The sequence below is a fragment of the Rhodococcus sp. CX genome (assembly GCF_015865005.1).
Classification (GTDB): Bacteria; Actinomycetota; Actinomycetes; order Mycobacteriales; family Mycobacteriaceae; genus Rhodococcus.
This window is the reverse complement of sequence record NZ_JADZGH010000190.1, coordinates 2,042-19,532: the sequence shown is the minus strand read 5'-3', so window position 1 is coordinate 19,532 and position 17,491 is coordinate 2,042. Positions and strand designations below refer to the sequence as shown.

Genomic DNA, 17,491 nt, shown 5'->3' with positions numbered 1-17,491 from the left:
GATCCTGTTCCTCTCCCGCCACCTCGGCACCGTCCAGGACGAGGCTGCCGAGGTCACGGCAGCCGCCCCGGAACCGGCCCGCGGCCGGCACGCCGCCCCCACGACACGAAGGTAGGACGATGGCCGAGACCGTCCAGCAGGTACTGCGCGAGCGCCTCGACGACACCACCGTCGCGCTCGTCCACGGCGACCGCACCTGGACCTGGCGGGAACACCTCGGCGAGGCGTCGGCGCAGGCCGCCGCACTCCTCGCCATCGCCGACCCGGCTCGGCCCGTGCACGTGGGCACCCTGCTCGGCAACACCCCGGACATGCTCACCGCGATCGCCGCGGCCGGCCTGGGCGGGTACGTGCTGTGCGGCATCAACACCACCCGCCGCGGGGACGGTCTCGCCCGGGACATCCGGCGCGCCGATTGCCAGATCGTCGTCACCGATGCCGAACACCGGCCGCTGCTCGACGGTCTCGACCTGACCGGAGTGCGGGTGTTCGACACCTCGACACCGGAATGGGCCGAGTTGATCGCCTCGGCCGGGGACCTGACCCCGCACCGCGAAGCGGCAGTCATGGACACGTTCATGATGATCTTCACGTCCGGCACCAGCGGCGATCCGAAACCCGTGCAGGTCGCGCACCTCACGGTGCTCTTCTCCGGCCGCAACCTCGTCGACCGGTTCGACATCACCGGCGACGACGTCTGCTACTTGTCCATGCCGCTGTTCCACTCCAACGCGATCGTGGCGGGGTGGAGCGTCGCGATCAACAGCGGGGCGGCGATGGTGCCGGTGTCGTTCTCGGCGTCACGCTTCCTCGACGACGTCCGCCGCTACGGCGTCACGTACATGAACTACGTCGGCAAACCTCTCGCCTACGTTCTCGCCACACCCGAACAACCCGACGATCGCGACAATCCGCTGCGGGTGGCGTTCGGCAACGAGGCCACCGACCGCGACATCGACGAGTTCTCGCGCCGCTTCGGCTGCACGGTGTTCGACGGATTCGGGTCGACGGAACTGGCCATCATCATCACGCGCGAACCGGGCACCCCACCCGGGTCGATCGGCCGCGGTCTCGACGGTGTCGCCGTCTACGATTCCGACACCCTCACCGAGTGCGAGCCGGCGGAGTTCGACGAGAACGGCGCATTGATCAACGCGGACAAGGCAATCGGTGAACTCGTCAACACGCACGGCGGCGGGTTCTTCTCCGGCTACTACAACGATCCGGACGCCACGAACGAGCGGATGCGCGGCGGCATGTTCTGGTCGGGCGACCTCGGCTACAAGGATGCGGACGGGTGGATCTATCTGGCCGGACGCACCGCCGACTGGATGCGCGTCGACGGTGAGAACCTCGCCGCCGCCCCGATCGAACGGATCCTGCAGCGCCTTCCGGCCCTGAACCGGGTCGCCGTCTACGCGGTACCCGACGACAGCGTCGGCGATCAGGCGATGGCGGCGATGGTGCTGCAGGACGATGCCGACCTCTCCCCCGACGAGTTCGAGCAGTTCCTCGCCGCGCAGTCCGACCTGTCCCCGAAGGCATGGCCGCGCTGGGTGCGGATCGACCGCGACCTGCCGGTCACCGCGACGAACAAGATCCTCAAGCGCGAACTGAAGGCACAGGGCGTCACCGCGGGCGGTGGTGTGCTGTGGCAGCGGAAGGGTCGCACGCACTTCGAGGAGGTCGCGCGCTGAGCGCCTCGCCCGGAACGTGTGACAGGCACGTAGGACGCGATTTCCCTGTCTGCACCTGCGCGGTCACCGCAAACCGACCGAAACTGGCACGAGCACCCTCCTCGGCGTACACTGCCGTGACGCGGGTCACACCACACCCGCGATGGCTGCCCCACGTCTATCGCAACACGCATTCGCGCGGGGGGACCAGAGAAGTAGAGGTGCTGCTTACATGGCGATGGAACCCCTTGCCGGTTGCACTCAGTTCCGCACCGGAGACCTCGATGTGATCCGCGATGTCGGCGCCCGTCTCCTGGTGCCCCACAAGGTGCAGGCCTTGGGCGCGGTGTCCTCGAATGCGCGGATGAACGCCGCCAGGCTCGGCCACATCACTCTGGCGTACCTGAAGTACGAGTCCCGCATCACGCTGGAGGCGCCGACGACCGAGGCGCAGTACTTTTTCACTCTGCCCCTGACGGGAAGCGCGGAAGCGCGGCGGGGCCGGCACGAAACCGCTGTGTCGATACCGAACCACGGCGTGGCCTATCGGGCGGACGACCCCTCGATGATCGCCCTGACCCCCGACTACAGCATGTTCTTCGTACGCATCGAACGCCACGCTCTGGAACGGCAGCTTGCAGGCCTGCTGGGCTGCGAGATCAAGGCGCCGCTGTGCTTCGACTTCGGCATGGACCTGACCACCCCGTCGCTGCACACCTGGGTCGACAGCGTCCGGCTGCTGCAGGCCGAGATGGAACGCGACGCGGAGATCGGTCACCAGCCGCTCCTGGTCGCACGCGTCGAAGAACTGGTGATGACGGGCTTGCTGGTCGGTCAGCCGCACAACTATTCCGAACAGCTGCTCAGCACGCACGGACCGGCACGGCCGCGTGTCGTGAAGCAGGCGATCGACCTGCTCGAACAGCAGCCGGAAGAACCATGGACGATATCGGAACTCTCCCGCGCGATCGGGGTCAGCGCCCGAACGCTGCAGTCCGGGTTCCAGCGCTACGTCGGCGTATCCCCGACCACCTATCTGCGTGAAGTCCGCCTTCAGCGTGTGCACGCGGAACTCTGCAACCCGGAGGTGCAGACGTCCGTCTCGGACAGTGCGTTCCGATGGGGCTTCACGCATCTCGGTCGGTTCGCTGCGGCCTATCGCAACAAGTTCGGCGAGACACCGTCCGAGACTCTGCGCAACAGGGAACCACAGAGCTCCCTGTCGCCGACGTGGTGAGGCGAGCATCGACGCGGCTTTCGAACTCGTTGCGCAATCCGGCCAGACCCTGCGCCGGGCGGATATTCCTCCCTCTGTGATCCACCTAACATTTCTTCCACACGAGCGGGAATCCACCGGAACGAAGGCGCGACAGCGAGCAAAGCGCGTGGCCGGAACTCCCGCCCCCGAAGGGGACGCGGTCCAACCGACGTCCCGTCCGGAGAAGAAGGAGAGGGATTCACATGTCCGTCATCAGCGTCGAGCCTCCCGCAGCCCGTTCGACACACCTCGCATCCCCCGCAGCATTCACGGTGAACGAATTCGACAGCGAGGCAATCGAACTCCTTCTCGCCGGCGAGATCGTCGGTGACGACGGCGCCACCGTGACCGGCGCCGTCGTCGGAGTATGGGGCGTACTCCTCGACGCCGAACCCGAGGGATCCTTCGAAATTCTGGCGCACGGTTCGCGCGCCGCTACCGATGCGATCGAAATCCACGTCAGCGCCCCCGGATACGACCGGTGCACGGTCTCGCTGGTCGTGGACGACACGGTCCCGATCCACAAGGCAGAGGTCGCAATTCGGCCGTCTCGCCTCAGGGACGGCACGCTCGTCGTCCTGTACACCTTCGAATTGCATCGGACTCCCGGATAGCAGGAATCGAACCATCACGATTCCGCTGCAACACCTTTCGCCGCAACGCGGCGTGCACACACCAAGCACGACAGTAAGGGAAACGACATGCCCAAGTTGGCGCGATCGGAATGGTACGACCTCACGCGGGACATGAACTGGACACTTCGATACGTCGAGGAGGACCAGGTGTGGCCGCAGGTCCAGTCCAACAGTTACGGAATCCCGACGGAGCAGTGGTGGATCTGGGACGAACCGTACAAGATCACGTACCCGGAGTACGTCCACAACCAGGTCGACAAGGACACGTCCGTCTACGCGGTCAACTCCATCCTGGCCCGCTCGGCGATGTACGAAAACCTCGACCCCGGATGGAAGTCGGCGATCCTGGCGCACTACGGCGCCATCGCGGTTCCCGAATACATGGCAGGTATCGGTGAGGCCCGCATGGGCCGGTTCGGCCGGTCGGCCGCGTGGCGGAACATGGCCACCTACGGAACGCTCGACGAGACTCGACACGGCCAGATCCAGACCTTCTTCCCCCACGGACTCCTGCCGGAGGAACCCCGAGCCGACTGGGCGCACAAGGCATTTCACACCAACGAATGGGGCGTGATCGCAGCACGCAGCCTCTTCGACGACATGTTCACCGCCAACGACGCCGTCTCGACCGCGATCCAGCTGACCTTCACCTTCGAGACCGGCTTCACCAACCTGCAGTTCCTCGGCATGGCCGCCGACGCGATGAAGGTCGGCGACGTCGACTTCGCATCGTTGATCTCGTCGATCCAGACGGACGAGGCCCGGCACGCCCAGCAGGGCGAACCGACGATCAAGGTCCTCATCGCCAACGGTCAAGCGGACGTCGCGCAGAAGCTCGTCGACCACATGTTCTGGCGCACCTGGCACATCTTCGCCCTGCTGACCGGGCTGTCGATGGACTACTACACCCCGCTCGAACACCGCAAGCACTCGTTCAAGGAATTCATGAACGAGATGGTGATCAAGCAGTTCGTGGACCAGTTCCGCGACTTCGGTCTCGAGGTGCCGTGGTACTGGGAGAGCCATTTCCTGCAGGAGCTGGACTGGTACCACCACGGTCTGCATCTCGGGGTGTGGGGCTGGCGGCCGACCGTCTGGTGGAATCCCGACGCCGGGGTCTCCCCCGAGGAACGGGATTGGCTCGAGGAGAAGTATCCCGGCTGGAACGACACGTTCGGCAAGGTGTGGGACGCCATCACCGCGAACATCCGCGCCGGCAAACCCGAACTGACCCTGCCGGAAACGTTCCCGATGGTCTGCAACATGTGCCAGATCCCGCTCGTGAACCCGGCCGGCCACCTGGTCGGCAAGCTCGACAGCCCCGAGCCTCTGATCCTGGACACCGACGGCCGGCGCCGGCTCTTCTGCTCGGAACCGTGCAAGTGGGTCTACGAGCAGAACCCGGAACGCTTCGCCGGGCATCTCAATATCATCGACCGCTTCCTGAGCGGAGTCATCCAGCCACCGACCATCGAGGGCGCTCTGAACTACATGGGTCTGTCGCCGGCAGAACAGGGACAGGACGCCACGAACTACGCCTGGGCATTCGCCGGACAACCCGGCAGCCGGCAGGCCAGCTGAGAGAAAGGATCTCGACATGGCACTGTTTCCCGTGCAAGGGATCTTCGACGGCGACTTCGTCGTTCTGCTCGTCCCGATCGACGACACGGACCCGATGTCGGTCGTCGCCGAGAAGGTGGCGTACCACGCCGCCGGTCGCCGCGTCGCAGCCCAGCCCCGGCCCCTGCAGGTCCGGTTCCAGGGCCGGGTACTCGCCGACACCGCCACCGTGACCGACGCGGGAGTGGGCCCGCTCGACGTGCTGCAGGTGGGATACCGATGAGCGCCCCCGAAGTCGGCTGGACCGACGCACTCGAAACCGACGAACTGTGGGAAGGCGACATCCTCGACGTGGAGGTCGAAGGAGAGCAGATCCTGCTGGTCCACCACAACGGCGGCGAGATCCTGGCTTTCCAGGGCATGTGCCCGCACCAGGAAGTGCTGCTCGCCGACGGTGAGTGGAACGACGAAGCAGGCACCCTCGAATGTCCCGGACACAAATGGGAATTCGACATGCGCACCGGAGAAGGACTCAACCCCACCGGCTGCAAGCTCTTCCGCTTCCCCGTCCGTGTCACCGACGAGCAGATCCAGGTCGGTATCCCGAACGACGGTAAACGCCACTACAACCGGGCCAACGAAAGCTAGAAGGCGGAGATGACAGACCTGACACCCAAGATGGTCGGACCGCTCATGCGCGGCCTCGACATGGACCTCGCCGATGCCGTCGCCGACGCGATCATCGCAGACAACCCGGACTCGGACGTTCAAGTGTCCGACGAGGGAGGGTACATCCGCATCCAGGTACCCGAATACTGCCGGCTCACCCGGCAGAGCCTCGAACTCGAACTCGGACGGGAATTCCCACTGGTCGAGCTCGAACCGGCACTGAGCGGATTCGCCGGTCGCATGAAGCAGGTCGAAGACGACGAGATCGTCTGGTTTCTGGAAAGGAAAGATTGAGATGGCATCGAACGCGCGAATCAAGGCCAAGCCCAAGACCTGGAGCCTGCTCGGCGACGTGCGCCGCAAGCCGTCACCCTACGAGGTCGTCACCTCGAACTTCCACACCCACTTCCGTCGTGATCCGCAGCCGTTCGAACACCCGGGCATGCCCCTCAACGGCTGGTACCTGCAGCACCGGGAAGGATCACCCTTCCAGGTCGACGACTGGGAGCAGTTCCGCGACCCCTTCAAGCTCACCTACAAGGACTACGTCGCCTCGCAGGACGAGCGGGAAGTGTTCGTCGACAAACTCATCGACCAACACGAATGCGCGGAGTCGGCTCCGAACCTGAACCCGGAATGGGTCGCAACGCTCGAACGCTTCTTCGTACCACTGCGCTTTCCGCTGCACATCCTGCAGATGACAGGTCTGTACGTCGGCCAGATGGCACCGTCGTCGTTCATCACCAACTGCGCCAACTTCCAGGCCGCGGACGAGATGCGCCGCATCCAGCGCCTCGCCTACTGGACGAAGGTTCTCGCGAACGCTCACGGGGACCGGCTCGCGTCCACGGAGGTCGCGCGGACCGCCTGGGAACAGGATCCCCTGTGGCAGCCGCTGCGCGAGGCCTTGGAACGGCTTCTGATCGCGTACGACTGGGGTGAGAGCTTCGCGGCCCTCAACCTCGTGGTCAAGCCGCTGCTCGACACGCTGCTCAACGTGCAGTTCGCCGCGCTGGCCGGGCAGAACGGCGACGAGTTCCTGCGGAGCCTGTTCACCGACTTCGGCGAGGACAGCAAGCGCAGCCAGACCTGGTCGGCCGCCCTCGTCCGCTACTCCATCGAGCGCGACCCGCAGCTGAAGGACGTGCTCCTCTCCTGGATCGCGCAGTGGCAACCGCTCATGCTCGAAGCAGTCGGAGGTCTCGGTCAGCTGCTGGAGAAGGCGCCGAAGCCGATCGCGGCCGTCGACCTGACCGAAGCCGTCACCGCCACACAACACGAATACCTGCAGGCGTGCGGGCTCCTGGATCCGCCCGGGGACGAACAGTGAACTCCGTATATCGAGTACGAGTGACGCCGGGCGACACGGAATTCAAGATCCGTGAAGGAGAGAGAATCCTCGCCGCCGCCCGGCGCTCCGGAGTGTGGCTTCCCTTCGAATGCGGCTGGGGCGCGTGCGGGACCTGCAAACTCACCCTCACCGAGGGTGAGATCGACCCGCTGTTCGACACCGCACCGGCGATTCATCCACGGGACGAAAGGCGGAAGCGGATCCTGGCGTGCCAGAGCGCGGCCTGCTCGGACCTCGTCGTCAAGGCGACCTGGACCGACGAGTCCCCGCGCGCTCATCTCGGCACCGGCGACTACACCGCGCAGCTGGAGCAGGTGGACGAACTCGGCCCCGACATCCACCGCTTCCGATTCCGGCTCGATCGGCCGGCCGAGTATCGGGAAGGCCAGTTCGCGCTCCTCGAACTCGGCCCGGATCTGCGGCGCTGCTATTCGATGGCGGCCACGTCCGGACAGCATCACGTCGAGTTCATCGCCAAGCGCTACGACGGCGGTCCCGGGAGCGAACGGCTCTTCTCCCTGCCTCTGGGTTCGGTTGTTCCGATGGAACTGCCGTACGGCGACATGTGGCTACGCGAGGACGCACGGCCGATCGTCCTGATTGCCGGTGGCACAGGGGTTTCGGCGATCCTCGCGCTTGCGCGGCAACTGGCGGCGGCCGACGACCCCCGGCCGGTGCGAGCCTTCTACGGTGCAGGAAGCGTCGACGAACTCGTCGGCCGGTCGGAACTGGCACATCTCCTGGCGGGACTGCCGAACGGCCGCCTGCACGTCACCACATCGACTCCATCCGGTGACGACTCCACGCCCAGCGGCTATGTCACCGACGCGCTCGCCGCACAGGCCCACAGCCTCACCGGTGCGCGCGTCTACCTCGCCGGACCACCACCCATGGTGGATGCGGTCCTGCAGTTGCTGAGCACGAACGGCCATCCGATCGACACCATCCACTACGACCGTTTCGGGTGACTCGACTCGAGACGCGGGAAAGGAGGCAGACCTTCAGGCCGACGTTCACAACGAATAAAGATCCCCTTTCCGGAGGCGGGCGATGTCGTTCGACGATCGCCCGTCTCCGCTGTCACGGGCATATCATTGGGGCATTCGACCAACCCCGGTTTGATATGGACGAGGCAGCCGATGGCGGAGATCGATCCGCAGGCGACGCAGCGGAAGGACCCGCCGCGAATCGTGGCCGAACTGATCGCGGCCGGGTTCGAGGACGTGCACGAAATCGGCCGGGGTGGTTTCGGCGTCGTCTACCGGTGCCGGCAGCCGGCACTCGACCGCACCGTGGCCATCAAGGTGCTGACCTCGGAACCGGACCCCGACAATCTCGAACGCTTCCTGCGGGAGCAGCGCGCGATGGGGCGACTGTCCGGCCACCCGAACATCGTCACCGTCCACGAGGTCGGTGCCACCGCATCCGGTCAGCCGTACATCGTGATGGAGTACCACCGTCGCAACTCGCTCGAAGCCCAGCTCCGAGCGCAGGGACCCATGCGCTGGGAGGACGCACTCGGGATCGGTGTCAAGATCGCCGGCGCGCTGGAGACCGCCCACCGCATGAACATGCTGCACCGGGACGTCAAGCCGGCGAACATCCTGCTGACCGACTACGGGGAGCCGCAGCTGACCGACTTCGGGATCGCGCGGATCGCAGGGGCCTTCGAAACCTCCGACGGCGCGATCACGGGATCTCCGGCGTTCACCGCCTCGGAGGTGCTCTCCGGACAACCCCCCACCCGCTCCGCCGACGTCTACGGGCTCGGCGCGACCCTGTTCTGCCTGATCACCGGGCACGCGGCGTACGAGCGGCGCCGCGGCGAATCGGTGGTCGCCCAGTTCCTCCGGATCACCGGCGGACCGGCGCCGGACCTGCAGGGCGGTATCGACATCCCCGAGGACCTCTGCACGGTGATCGAGCGCGCGATGGACCGGGATACGGCTACACGCATCGGCACGGCAGCCGAACTCGGCGAGCAGTTGCGAACGGTCCAGCAACGTCACGGACTGCCGGTGGACGAGCTCGCGGTGCCCGAGATCGGTGATTCCGTCGGCTCCGGCACCACTCGTTTCGGTTCCACCACCGGATCCGGTTACCGCCGGCGAACCGGTTCGGGGCCGCTGACCCCTCCGGTGCCCGCCACGCGACTGCGTCCTCCGTCCGCGACTCGTCCCCTGGTGGTCCGTGAGCGACTGCTGCAGCTCCTGCGTGCGGGCGGGCAGCGCACGCTGACGGCCATCACCGCTCCACCCGGGTTCGGCAAGACCACCCTGGCCGCACAGTGGTCGCGTGAACTTGCCGGCACCGGCGTCCAGGTGGCCTGGCTGTCCGTCGACAACGACGACAACAAGCCCCTGTGGCTCCTGGCGCATCTGGTCGAGTCCCTCCGCCGAGTGCGGCCGGACCTCGCCCAGGACCTCGGCGCGGTGCTCGAGGAGCACGGCGACGGCGCAGCTCAGTACGTGTTCACCACGTTGATCAACGAGCTTCAGCAGTCCGGGGAGCAGGTCGTCCTGATCATCGACGACTGGCACAGAATCTCCGACTCCGAGGCCATCGCTGCGATGGCGTTCCTGTTGGACAACACCGACCCCGGTCACCTCCGGGTGATCGTGACCAGCCAGGCGCGCACCGGTCTGCCCCTGAGCCGTATGCGGCTGCGCGACGAGCTGATCGAGGTCGACGCTGCCGCCCTGCGGTTCGATCCGGCGGAGGTGCGACAGCTGCTGGTCGAGCGGGCCGGACTGCGCCTGACCGACGAGGACGTCGACGCCCTCACCCGCGCGACCGGCGGCTGGGTGGCGGCGCTGCAATTGGTCTCTCTGTCCCTGCGCGACAGCGACGACCCAGCGGACCTCATCCACGGAATCACCGGCAGCCACCATGCGATCGGGGAATACCTCGCCGAAAACGTCCTCGACACACTCGAACCCCGAATTCTCGACTTCCTGCTCGCCACGTGCATTTGCGAATTCGTTTCCGCCGAGCTGGCCACCGCGCTCACCGGCGAGACACGATGCCAGTCGCTGCTCGAGGAAATCGAGGACCGGGGCCTGTTCCTACGCCGAATGGACAAGGAGCGCACCTGGTTTCGCTATCACCACCTGTTCCGGGAGTTCCTGCAGCGCCGGATCGAACGCGAGACCCCTGACCGCGTGAGGCAACTGCACCACACCGCGGCCCGGTGGTTCGCCGAACACGAGATCATCCGTGACGCGGTGACCCACGCCCAGGCCGCGGGAGATCAGGAGATGGCCGTCGACCTGGTCGAACGGCACGGCACGATCCTGCTCGAACTATCCCAGGTGGCATCCGCGGAGGCCCTCCTCGACAAGCTGCCCCCGTCCGTGCTGACCACCCGTCCGCGCCTGCAGCTGATGCGGGCCTGGACCGCCGTCCTGTCGAACCGAGTCCGACCCGCCGAGCAGGCCGTCGATGCCGTCGAATCACTTCTCGCCACCGCTTCCCTCACTGCCGACGAAGCCGAGGACCTGCGCGCCGAGTGCGGGATGGTACGAGCGGTCATCGAGGTCCGGTGCGACCGCTTCGACACCGTCGACGAGCTGATCCGCCCCGCAGTGGCCCGGGCCGGCTCGCTGTCCCCGTGGGTGGTGTCCGCGGCCGCGCACCTCGCCCTCATGGCCGCGGTCTACCGGTTCGATTTCGACGCGGCGGAACGGCTCCAGGAGTGGGCCGAGCCGTATCACGCCCGCAGTCACGGTCCGTACATCCGGACGCACAGCTATTGCTACCTCGCCATCGCCGCACACGAGCGACTCGACATCACCGCCGCCGAGCAGCGGTTCCGGCAGGCCCTGCGGGTTGCCCGAAGCCAGGGTGACGAGCACTCGGTCGCGGTACGGCTCGCGGAGTCGCTGCTCGGCGAACTGCTGTACGAGCAGGGCCGCCTCGACGACGCCGAACGTCTCCTCGACGAGGCCTACCTCCTCGACTACGGAGGCGGGAGCGTGGAGTTCAAGGCGGCCCGGTACGCGATCGGCGCCCGGGTCAAGGCTCTTCGGGGCGATCGCGCAGCGGCGGCGCAGCGCCTGGAGGCGGGCGCCCGAGCCGCCCAAGCGCTGACGTTGCCCCGGCTGCGGGCCCGGATCGAGGACGAACGTGTGCGGTTGGGCCTGCCCCCGGCCGCGGGCGTGCCCCCGTCCCCACCGATCACCCATGCGCAGCGACGACGGCCCGTCCACGGGGTCGACGCGCTCACCGCCCAGCTCGACGAGGCCGTCGCCATCCGGGCACTGCTCGACGAGGGCACGCCGACGGCAACGGAACTGGCGTGCATCTGGGCACAGGAGTGGGTGGACATGCTCGCCGATGCCGGCCGACCGCGGGCGCTCCTGCAGGCACGCCGACTGCTGGTCGACATCCTCGCCGCGGCCGGACGCACCGACGAGGCGAAGGGGTTGCTCGCGACGATCACCGCACAGTGCGCCGCCCTCGGCATCGTGCGCTACCTGCTCGACGGCGGCCCGCACCTGAGGGCGTTGCTCGAGGATCTGCGCGCGGACCGCGAGGCCGGACGGTGGCAAGACGACTGGCCTCCGGTGCCCGACCGATTCTGGGACGCGCTCACAACCGAACCCTGATGCCTTGCGCCACAGGGACTTTGCATCGTTCACAACCGCGTCGTCCACCACCGCGTGAACGCATCCGCCTCATCGCGCTGTGCGCCTGTAACGCGCGTCGGATCCGCTGCGATGACACTTCATCAGCCACGCACAGAGGACAAGGCAATGAGAAGGATCCATGTGTGGCTCGCGATGCTCGCACTCATCGCGGGGATCGGACTGATCAGCCCGACCGCGTCCGCCGCTACGCCCTATTGCGGCATCTACTGGGGTTCGCAGGACAAGTCGAATCCGACGATGGTCACCTCACCGGTCACCGCGGTTCGCTCGGGCCGGCACGAGTGTTTCGACCGGATCGTCGTCGACCTCGCCGGCCCCGCAGCCGGATACCGAGTCGGCTACGTTCCCGCGGTGTACGAGGACGGGTCGGGGTTCTTCGTGCCACTGCGCGGCGGAGCGTACCTGCAGGTGGTCGTCCTCGCGCCCGCCTACTGGGCACCGGCGAACCGCGGCGAAGTCGTCGACGTCACCGGCTACCGCACCCTGCGGCAGGTCGCGTGGGCCAACAGTTTCGAGGGGCAGACCACCCTCGGGGTCGGGGTCCGCGCCCGGCTGCCGTTCCGCGTGTTCACGCTCGACGGACCCAACGGCTCCCGAGTGGTGCTGGACGTCGCACACCAGTGGTAGCCAAGACGAAAACTGGGGCTGCAGATCAACTGCGCTCGCGGACGACGAAACTGCGAGGCCGGGTCGTGGGCGCGCACCCGACGGTTCCAGGTGACGCTGCCGGGGTTCACCGGTCGCTCGCGCTCCGCGGCGCCGCCGAGCTGCTCGGCTCGGAGTCGGTTCGGCTGTGCAGCTCCAGGAGCGGCACCGCGATCACACGCACGATGGAGTCGATGCGGTCATCGGTCAGTGTGGCCCGGATCAGCAGGTCGTGCCGGGCCAGATCGAGTGGCAGCGACAGCACAGGATCGGGAATGTCGTTGTCGCCGAGCTCACCCCGGGCGCGGGCACGCTCGACAGCCGAACGCATCTCGGCGCTGCCGATCGCCGGTAGCAGCGACCGCAACCGGTCGGCGGTGTCTCCGTCGAGCTCTGCCAGCAGGCCCAGAATCGTGTCGTGCGGGAACATTCCGAGCTGCGTCCGCGCCTCCGACAGCACCGCGACGAGATCACCGACGAGATCACCGGTGTCGGGAAGCTCGCGGCGGATCGCATCGGCTCGGGCGACGAACGCCGCGAACACCATCTCCGCTCTCGTCGGCCACCGCCGATACAGCACCGGTTTGCTCGTGCCCGCCCGCGCGGCGATCCCCTCGTAGGTGACATCGGTGTAGCCGCGCTCGGCGACCTCGGCCACCACCGCGGCATGGATTGCCCGCTCGAGTTCGGCGCCTCGTCGCCTGGTCGCGGTCACCGCCCCTCCTAGATGCGTTGCAGATCGTATCGCCGAGGGCTAATCTCCGTATTGGAAACGAATCGTATCTTAAATCCGGAAGTTGGTCATGACCGAAGACACCACCGAATTCGCGGCCAACCCCGGCCCATTGCTCCCGGCAGAGCGTGATCTCGAATTCGGACAGGCCCGCTGACCCATGAACAAATTCGGTCTCCCCGTTCTGGCCCTCGCCGGCCTGACCACCTACGACCTGCTGCAGAAGCGACGCAGCATCCTGCGCACCTTCCCCGTCGTCGGACATCTGCGGTACGCAGTCGAGGCGATCGGACCCGAACTGCGCCAGTACATCGTCACCGACAACAACACCGAACGCCCCTTCAACCGAGACCAACGCCGCTGGATCTACGCCTCGGCAAAACTCGAGAACAACTACTTCGGATTCGGCACCGACAACAACATCGACGGCATCGACGGCTACCCCATCATCAAGGCCCGCACCTTCAGCGACCTGCCCGCCCGTCCACACTCGCCGCAGGCATACCTGCCGTCGGCGAAGGTTCTCGGCGGTCCCCGCGACCGCCGCGCCGCCTTCCGGCCGCAGTCGGTGGTCAACATCTCCGCCATGAGCTACGGTTCGCTGTCCGCGCCGGCGATCGAGGCCCTCAACGCGGGCGCCGCACTCGCCGGTGCCCTGCACAACACCGGCGAAGGTGGACTGTCCGACCACCACCGCCACGGCGGCGACCTCGTCTACCAGATCGGCACCGGATACTTCGGCTGCCGCACACCCGACGGAACGTTCTCCCTGCCGGCACTCCTGGAGACGATCGCCGACGCACCCGTACGCGCCATCGAGATCAAACTCAGCCAGGGCGCCAAACCCGGTCTCGGCGGCATCCTGCCCGGCGCGAAGGTCACCGACGAAATCGCCCGTATCCGCGGCATCGAACCCGGAAGGGACTGCGCAAGTCCCGCACGGCACACCGCCTTCGGCGACGTGGACTCCCTCCTCGACTTCGTCGAAACCATCGCCGACGCAACCGGACTCCCGGTGGGCATCAAATCCGCCGTCGGCCACCTGCAGTTCTGGGAAGACCTCGCCGACGCCATGGCCACCGGCACCCGCGGCGTCGACTTCATCACCGTCGACGGCGGTGAAGGCGGCACCGGCGCCGCACCGCTGGCCTTCACCGACCACGTCAGCTACCCCCTGCACACCGCACTGCCCTTGGTGCAGAAGATCTTCCAGAAGGCCGGCATCGCCGAGAACATCACCTGGATCGCCTCCGGCCGCACCGGACTGCCCGACACCGCACTGATGGCATTCGCGGCCGGAGCCGACATGGTCAACGTCGCTCGTGAGGCGATGCTCTCCATCGGCTGCATCCAAGCGCAACGTTGCCACACCGGACACTGCCCCACCGGCGTCGCCACGCAGAACGCCTGGCTCATGCGCGGCGTCGACCCGACGAGCAAGAGCGCCCGCGCCGCCAACTACCTCACCGCACTGCGCCGCGACCTGCTCAAACTCTCCGACGCCCTCGCCGTCGCCCACCCCGCGCTGGCCACCTCCGACGACATCGACATCCTCCACACCGACGGCACCATCACACCCCTGACCGAGACCATCGGCTACCAGTCCGGCTGGGGTACCCCCTCCCCGGCGGACCGCACCGAGATCACCCGCATCATGTACGCGCAGGCACAGCCCTGAGCACCTTCGTAGTTCCGGCCAGGGTCTAGCGGTGCCGCGCGCACAGGACGGTGTCGTGGACGGTGACGGCGCGGCCCTCCGGGTCGGTCGCCTCGTGCGGCACCGCCGCGGCGGTCGTGGCATCGTCGTCTGCAGATCGGACGGGTGATGCCCGACGACGAGCAGCGTTCCGCCGGGCGCGACGGCGGAGGCGAGCCGCCGGTACAGCTCGTCGCGCGGGCCGGCGGGCAGGTGCAGGTACTGCGCCGTGACCAGGTCGAACCGGTCGTCGCCGGGATCCCAGTCGGTCATGTCCTGGTGCCGCCAGGTGATCCGGTCGCGGATCTCGTCGGGTTCGGCGGCCGCGTGTGCGGCCGCGCGCTCGAGAGCGACCGAGGAGATGTCGACCGCGGTGACGGTCCAGCCGCGCCGGGCGAGCCAGATCGCGTCGGCGCCTTCACCGCTGCCGACGTCGAGCGCGGTGCCGGGAGCAAGGTCGGCGATCTCCGCGACGAGGTGCCGGTTGGCGGCGCCGCTCCAGAGGGCGGTGCGCGAGCGGTAGCGTTCGTCCCACAGCTCTTCGTCGGTGCGATCCTGCACGATCGGGTCCCTTCTCTCGACAACCCTGGCGAATATACCCGCAGGGGTATATCGCTCATTCCGGTTCCGATCTCGGTACATTCGACGGGATCGGATTCGCACCACGGCTGAGGCGGGGCGCCATGCGACAACCGGACAACGAGACGGTGGGCCGGATCTTCGACACGCTGTCGAGACGGTACGACACACAGATCGACTGGTGGGAACGCCGCGTCATGGGTCTGCCCCGGCAGTGGGCGGTCCCGCGCGCCGAGGGTCGCGTGCTCGAACTCGCCGTAGGCACCGGATTGAACCTGCCGCTGTACGGCCCCCAGGTGACGAGCGTCCTCGGCATCGACCTGTCCGAGAAGATGCTCGACATCGCCCGCACACGCATCACCGATCTGCAGTTGAACCACGCGACCGTGCGCCGCGGTGACGTTCAGGCGCTCGACCTGCCGGACGACAGCATCGACACGGTGGTCTCGACGCTGACGTTCTGCACCATCCCGGATCCGTTGCAGGCGAGCCGCGAAGCGTTCCGGGTACTGGTGCCCGGTGGCCGCATCGTCCTCGCCGAGCACGGGCCGGCCACCAACCGGGTGGCTGCGGCGCTCATGCGGATGGTCGAACCGCTCACGGTCCGGTTCGGCGCCGATCACCTCACCCGTGATCCGGTCCCCTATCTCGAGGACGCGGGGTTCGTCGTCGACGAGGTCCACCGGGTCGGTGCCATGGGTATGGGGTTCCGGGTGGTCGCGCACAAACCGGCGGACCGCGATGCGAACCCGTGAGGGGAAGCGCCGGTCGGGGCGCGCGAGGTCCTCTACGGTGGATTGATGGCGGAGCGTGGTGCACGTCCGAAGGTTCCGAAGGCGCGGAGACGGCTGCTGAAGGCTGTGCGGCATCTGTTCACCCCGTTGCGCCCGGACGACTACCTGGAGTTGATCAACCCGCTGTGGACCACGCGGGAATTGCGTGGACGTGTCGAGCGGATCGAACCGGCCGGCGAGTCCGCGGCCACGATCGTGATCCGGCCCGCCCACGAATGGCCCGGGCACCGAGCCGGACAGTACGTTCGCCTCGGCGTGGTCATCGACGGCGTCTACCACTGGCGCGCATATTCGTTGACGTCCGATCCCCACGCCGACGACGGTCTGATCAGCGTGACCCCGAAACTGGTTCCCACCGGCACGGTCTCGCCGTTCCTCGTCCGTCGGATCGCCCGCGGCGACATCGTCCGGCTCGGCGAGGTCGAGGGCGTGTTCACGTTGCCCGACCCGATCCCGGACCGGATGCTGTTCGTCAGTGCAGGCAGCGGCATCACGCCGATCGTGAGCATGTTGCGTCATCTCGACCACCTGGATGCCCTCGACGACGTGGTGGCCGTGCATTCGGACCGGACCGCCGGGCAGATCATGTTCGACTCCACCTTGCGCGAGTTGGATCGTCGTCGGGAAGGCTTCCATCTGCACGTGCGGCTGACCGAGACGGAGGGCCGCATGCAGCCTGCCGAACTGGACGCACTGTGCCCGGATTGGCGGGAGCGTGAGGCGTTCGTCTCCGGTCCCGGAGAGATGCTCGACGCGCTGGTGGAGCACTGGAACGCCCACGGCGACCCCGCGAAGCTGCACCTCGAACGCTTCCAGCCCATCATCGGCGGCTCCGCAACCGCCGGTGCGGGCGGAACCGTCCGTTTCCTGGAAAGCGGGATTGAAACCCACTGCGACGGGGGTACCCCGATCCTGGTGGCCGGCGAGCAGGCCGGAGCCGAGTTGCCTTACGGGTGCCGGATCGGGATCTGCCATACCTGCACCGGGACATTGAAATCGGGACGGTTGCGGGATCTGCGCACCGGGGAGGTTGCCGATTTCACCGGTCAGGTGGTGCGGACCTGCATCAACACCGCGGAAGGCGACATCGAGATCGAGCTGTGAACGAAGGGACCACCGAGGTGAGTATCGACGTGGAAAGCCCCCTCGCGCATCTGAGCGAAGAAACCGTCGAGGCGTTGGCCAGGGAGTTCGACGCCATCCACGACGAGGTCTACGCGGACCTCGGCGAGCGGGACCGGCGCTA

The 17,491-nt window shown here is 67.1% G+C and carries 15 protein-coding genes and 1 pseudogene; 14 read left to right on the top strand and 2 right to left on the bottom strand.

Annotated features, from left to right (window positions below; translation table 11 throughout):
- Positions 1 to 119: 119 nt before the first annotated feature.
- The 11 genes from fadD1 to I0Q12_RS20295 all read left to right on the top strand — a co-directional run bounded on the left by fadD1 (position 120) and on the right by I0Q12_RS20295 (position 12,425).
- Complete coding sequence (gene fadD1 / locus I0Q12_RS20345; protein WP_197254032.1) at positions 120 to 1,697, top strand: fatty-acid--CoA ligase FadD1; 1,578 nt, start codon at positions 120 to 122, stop codon at positions 1,695 to 1,697.
- Positions 1,698 to 1,839: 142 nt separating this feature from the next.
- Positions 1,840 to 2,913: an AraC family transcriptional regulator gene (locus I0Q12_RS20340; RefSeq protein ID WP_197254030.1), complete on the top strand. Its 1,074-nt coding sequence runs from the start codon at positions 1,840 to 1,842 to the stop codon at positions 2,911 to 2,913.
- Positions 2,914 to 3,137: 224 nt separating this feature from the next.
- Complete coding sequence (locus I0Q12_RS20335) at positions 3,138 to 3,548, top strand: hypothetical protein (RefSeq protein WP_197254028.1); 411 nt, start codon at positions 3,138 to 3,140, stop codon at positions 3,546 to 3,548.
- A gap of 87 nt (positions 3,549 to 3,635) precedes the next feature.
- Positions 3,636 to 5,150, top strand: coding sequence for an aromatic/alkene/methane monooxygenase hydroxylase/oxygenase subunit alpha (locus tag I0Q12_RS20330; protein WP_197254026.1), 1,515 nt, complete (start codon positions 3,636 to 3,638; stop codon positions 5,148 to 5,150).
- Between the two features lie 16 nt (positions 5,151 to 5,166).
- Positions 5,167 to 5,412 carry a toluene-4-monooxygenase system B family protein gene (locus I0Q12_RS20325; RefSeq protein WP_231611075.1) on the top strand — a complete coding sequence of 82 codons (246 nt, stop codon included), beginning with the start codon at positions 5,167 to 5,169 and terminating at the stop codon, positions 5,410 to 5,412.
- Positions 5,409 to 5,777 (top strand): Rieske 2Fe-2S domain-containing protein, encoded by a 369-nt coding sequence (locus tag I0Q12_RS20320; protein WP_197254024.1) that lies wholly within the window; start codon positions 5,409 to 5,411, stop codon positions 5,775 to 5,777. The genes I0Q12_RS20325 and I0Q12_RS20320 overlap by 4 nt, the downstream gene beginning before the upstream one ends.
- 9 nt (positions 5,778 to 5,786) lie before the next feature.
- On the top strand, positions 5,787 to 6,092 hold the full coding sequence (locus I0Q12_RS20315) for an MmoB/DmpM family protein (protein WP_197254016.1): 306 nt from the start codon (positions 5,787 to 5,789) through the stop codon (positions 6,090 to 6,092).
- 1 nt (position 6,093) lies between these two features.
- Complete coding sequence (locus I0Q12_RS20310; protein WP_197254010.1) at positions 6,094 to 7,128, top strand: aromatic/alkene monooxygenase hydroxylase subunit beta; 1,035 nt, start codon at positions 6,094 to 6,096, stop codon at positions 7,126 to 7,128.
- Between the two features lie 20 nt (positions 7,129 to 7,148).
- Positions 7,149 to 8,117 carry a 2Fe-2S iron-sulfur cluster-binding protein gene (locus tag I0Q12_RS34955; protein WP_197254008.1) on the top strand — a complete coding sequence of 323 codons (969 nt, stop codon included), beginning with the start codon at positions 7,149 to 7,151 and terminating at the stop codon, positions 8,115 to 8,117.
- Positions 8,118 to 8,288: 171 nt separating this feature from the next.
- Positions 8,289 to 11,756 (top strand): serine/threonine-protein kinase, encoded by a 3,468-nt coding sequence (locus I0Q12_RS20300; protein WP_197254006.1) that lies wholly within the window; start codon positions 8,289 to 8,291, stop codon positions 11,754 to 11,756.
- Positions 11,757 to 11,903: 147 nt separating this feature from the next.
- Entirely contained in the window at positions 11,904 to 12,425 is a 522-nt protein-coding gene (locus I0Q12_RS20295) for a hypothetical protein (protein WP_231611074.1), read from the top strand.
- 106 nt (positions 12,426 to 12,531) lie between these two features.
- On the opposite strand, the gene I0Q12_RS20290 is transcribed toward I0Q12_RS20295, so the two are convergent.
- Positions 12,532 to 13,158 carry a TetR/AcrR family transcriptional regulator gene (locus I0Q12_RS20290; RefSeq protein WP_248675520.1) on the bottom strand — a complete coding sequence of 209 codons (627 nt, stop codon included), beginning with the start codon at positions 13,156 to 13,158 and terminating at the stop codon, positions 12,532 to 12,534.
- A gap of 178 nt (positions 13,159 to 13,336) precedes the next feature.
- On the opposite strand from I0Q12_RS20290, the gene I0Q12_RS20285 reads away from it, so the two are divergent.
- The gene (locus I0Q12_RS20285; RefSeq protein WP_197253998.1) at positions 13,337 to 14,854 is read left to right on the top strand and encodes an FMN-binding glutamate synthase family protein; all 1,518 of its coding nucleotides are present in this window, start codon (positions 13,337 to 13,339) and stop codon (positions 14,852 to 14,854) included.
- Between the two features lie 198 nt (positions 14,855 to 15,052).
- Here I0Q12_RS20285 and I0Q12_RS20280 read toward each other — a convergent pair.
- Positions 15,053 to 15,514, bottom strand: a pseudogene (locus I0Q12_RS20280) (class I SAM-dependent methyltransferase); the annotation flags it as partial.
- Between the two features lie 41 nt (positions 15,515 to 15,555).
- On the opposite strand from I0Q12_RS20280, the gene I0Q12_RS20275 reads away from it, so the two are divergent.
- Positions 15,556 to 16,206, top strand: coding sequence for a class I SAM-dependent methyltransferase (locus I0Q12_RS20275; RefSeq protein WP_197253996.1), 651 nt, complete (start codon positions 15,556 to 15,558; stop codon positions 16,204 to 16,206).
- Between the two features lie 45 nt (positions 16,207 to 16,251).
- Positions 16,252 to 17,349, top strand: a complete 1,098-nt coding sequence (locus I0Q12_RS20270) for a ferredoxin reductase (RefSeq protein WP_197253994.1) — start codon at positions 16,252 to 16,254, stop codon at positions 17,347 to 17,349.
- Positions 17,350 to 17,491 lie beyond the last annotated feature (142 nt).